The sequence below is a fragment of the Endozoicomonas sp. SESOKO3 genome (assembly GCF_024606255.1).
In genome coordinates this window covers 1-2,929 of record NZ_JAHHPR010000512.1, presented here as the reverse complement: position 1 = coordinate 2,929, position 2,929 = coordinate 1, and the positions used below count along the sequence as shown (strand labels likewise).

The 2,929-nt window shown below is 45.6% G+C and carries 1 protein-coding gene; it reads left to right on the top strand.

What is annotated here, in order from left to right:
• The coding region (locus tag KDK18_RS08880) for a CHY zinc finger protein (RefSeq protein WP_257254545.1) at nt 1–2,665 on the top strand (2,665 nt) is incomplete at its 5' end.
• Nucleotides 2,666–2,929 lie beyond the last annotated feature (264 nt).

Here is a 2,929-nt window from a genome sequence, read left to right as displayed (position 1 = left end):
GAACCAGCTTATAGCCATCATTGAAAGCGACGCTCCCGATGCCGTTTTTAAGCTGGGGCAAATACTGGATGAGCTGGACATGCCTCAGCGTTTGCAGGTTCTGAAAACAGAAGGCACAAACAACAGGGGGACTCCTGTCACGCCTCTTGAGGCGATACTGGAACTGCCGCGTTCATTCAAAGAGGGTTCATTGCGTAACCGGTTTATTGAGCAGCTGATAGAATCTACAACCGATAAGACACGTACTTTGAATGATTTTAACATTCCGTCTGCCCTCCAAAAAATACCTCTGGCTGACCAGGCACTGTCCGAAGCGGGCGACAACAACCTGAGCATTTTGTCCAAGATTGTTCAGGACATAATCCGAAGAGTCAATCAATCTGACACACAACCGCCTATGGGAGACTTTGAAAAGTCTTGTCTTACTGAGCACTTTGTTCAACTGTTCCTGCTCTACGAAAACCCATTTGGAACTATTTATGAACTGTTGGGGAAAATATCCGACGTAACCATAATCCGTGATATTTTGTTCTGCGCTCATCCATTTACATATTCCAGTACTTTTCAGGAGATCTTCACACGATTTGAGCAGCACCCGTCTTACTTTAATTTTGTACGCTATTCAAATAGCCTGATGATGCTGTTGCGATCTTTCCCTGCAACAAAAGAACCTTCACAACGAGAGCCTTCACTTCAAAAACTGTCACTACAAAAGCCTGTGATCAGCAACAATGATAATGCCTCCAACGGAACAATGGCCCGTGGTTGCTCAGCATCAGATGAACGTCAATCCCTATGTAGCAGCGATAGCACCTCCAACGAAACAATAGTCAGTGGCGGCTTTGCATCTGATGAACGTCAATCAGGATGTAACAGCAATAATACCTCCAGCGAAACAATGGCCAGCCATGGAAACACATTCACCCATACCATCCGGCCATTTAACAGTGCCTCTGGCTCTGGCACCAGTTCTCTTAAAACGTCCACTGATAAGTACTTACTGCAGGGAGCAAAGCCAAAGCAGCCTGCCCGTACTGATCGGTCAAATGACTCTTCGCGAATGCGATCATATTCACTTCGTTCCTATGGTGATCATCAAAGCAACCTGACACAGGACCAATTTGGCTGGGAAGTTCCGGGAATAAATCCAAATTTCTTAAGAAAACATTCGAACGACCATTCCCTTTTAGTTGACCAACCTCATCCCCAAAACGCTTCCCCTGCACGGAGGAGTGGTACCCCGCGACTGCTTGCAGCCACCCCATTGATAAATCCGGGAAATACATTTAATGCGGACGGTAGCCCCGAAATTCATGAACCTCAAAATTTAGATCGTAGTCTGGAAAAGTTAAAACGTGTTGTAAGTCAGTTCCAAAAAGATAGAAGAGAATTTGAACGGTATAGAAACATTCGGGAAAAGGAAGAGCAAAAAAGACAGCAGATTAATGAGTTAACTGCACAGATTCAGTGGTTAACAACACAAAATCAATGGTTAACATCACAGAATCAATGGTTAATAACAGAGAATCAGGGATTAAACTTGGAGAAGCAAAATTTAGACAAAGAGAATCAAAATTTAAATGCAGAGAATCGAAATTTAAATGCAGAGAATCAACACTTAAATGCGGAGAATCAAGAGTTAACTATAAAGAATCAGGAATTAGATAGAGATAATCAGGGTTTACGGGGCTGCGTGGAGTGTTACGAAACTGACATCGGACGCTTGGAGGCAGAACTTCAAATAACGAGGGATGAGCTTATACAACATCGTTTGCACGATAGGGCCCATCAAGCATACCATCAGATGGCAGAACGCAGGCCGGAGAGATGCAATTGCGCAATGCACCGTGCTGCACGGGCAACGACCATCCAAAATGAGGCGACAAACCCGTTGAATGAGCAGGCAAGCTCGTCTAGCGGCCACTTGGAACTAACATCAGCAAGCAATATCACCTCCGGAGAATACCTGCCGACGGCAGCAGCCAGCCCGGTTATGCCGGGCAACGGCGGCTCTTTGGCTCCTCAGCCGTTGAACACCTTCAATGAGCAGCTCACCCCGTCCAATGAGCGGTCAGTCTTGTCGAATGAGGAGTTGCAGCGGTTACCGGAGCAAGAATCCCGAAGGCCAGTGTGCGAACATTTCCAAAGATTCTGCTATGTGGGTTTTGATTGCTGTCCGGGGTATTTCCCTTGCCATAGATGTCACAACGACAGGGGTTCATGTAAAGCTGAACTCAAGGCTGTTCATGCAATAAGGTTTATGTGTTCTATATGTGGATATGAGGGAGAAATTACGGAAGACTCCCAAACATGCCCGAACTGCGAAGAGCAAATGTCGGAATATTACTGTGCAAAATGCAAACACTTCACCTCAAAATATAACGACCCGTTCCACTGCCATAAATGCGGTATTTGCCGGATGAAGGCAAGTGAATCCTTTCACTGTGATGTTTGCGGTGTCTGCATGCATAAAATGCTAAAGGGCAATCACAAATGCCGACCAGGTTCAGCGCACGACCGTTGCGGCATCTGCCTTGAAGATGCCTTCAGCGGCTGCCAGATATTACCCTGCTCTCACAAAATTCATAAGCATTGCGCCATTGCAATGCTTCGAAACGGGATAAGAACCTGCCCTGTTTGCAGAGGCCCTGTATTTACTGAATAACTTAAAACAATGATCAAACGTCTGACCGGATTGAATACCAGTATTGGGCCGTTGAAGAGGTTGATGATGCCGAAGGATTTGTAACATAGGACGAGTAATCCAAATAGCAATTCAGGAATTCTTGGCTATTCTTTGTTCCTACCGAGAATAAAAAGATTAGCCAATGATGCTCCCTTATTTTTCCAGAGCAGAAAACCGACACAGATTGTCCTGGCAGCCTGTCGGACTTAAGGCTGTCCTACTGCGGTTGCAATAAATTGGTCT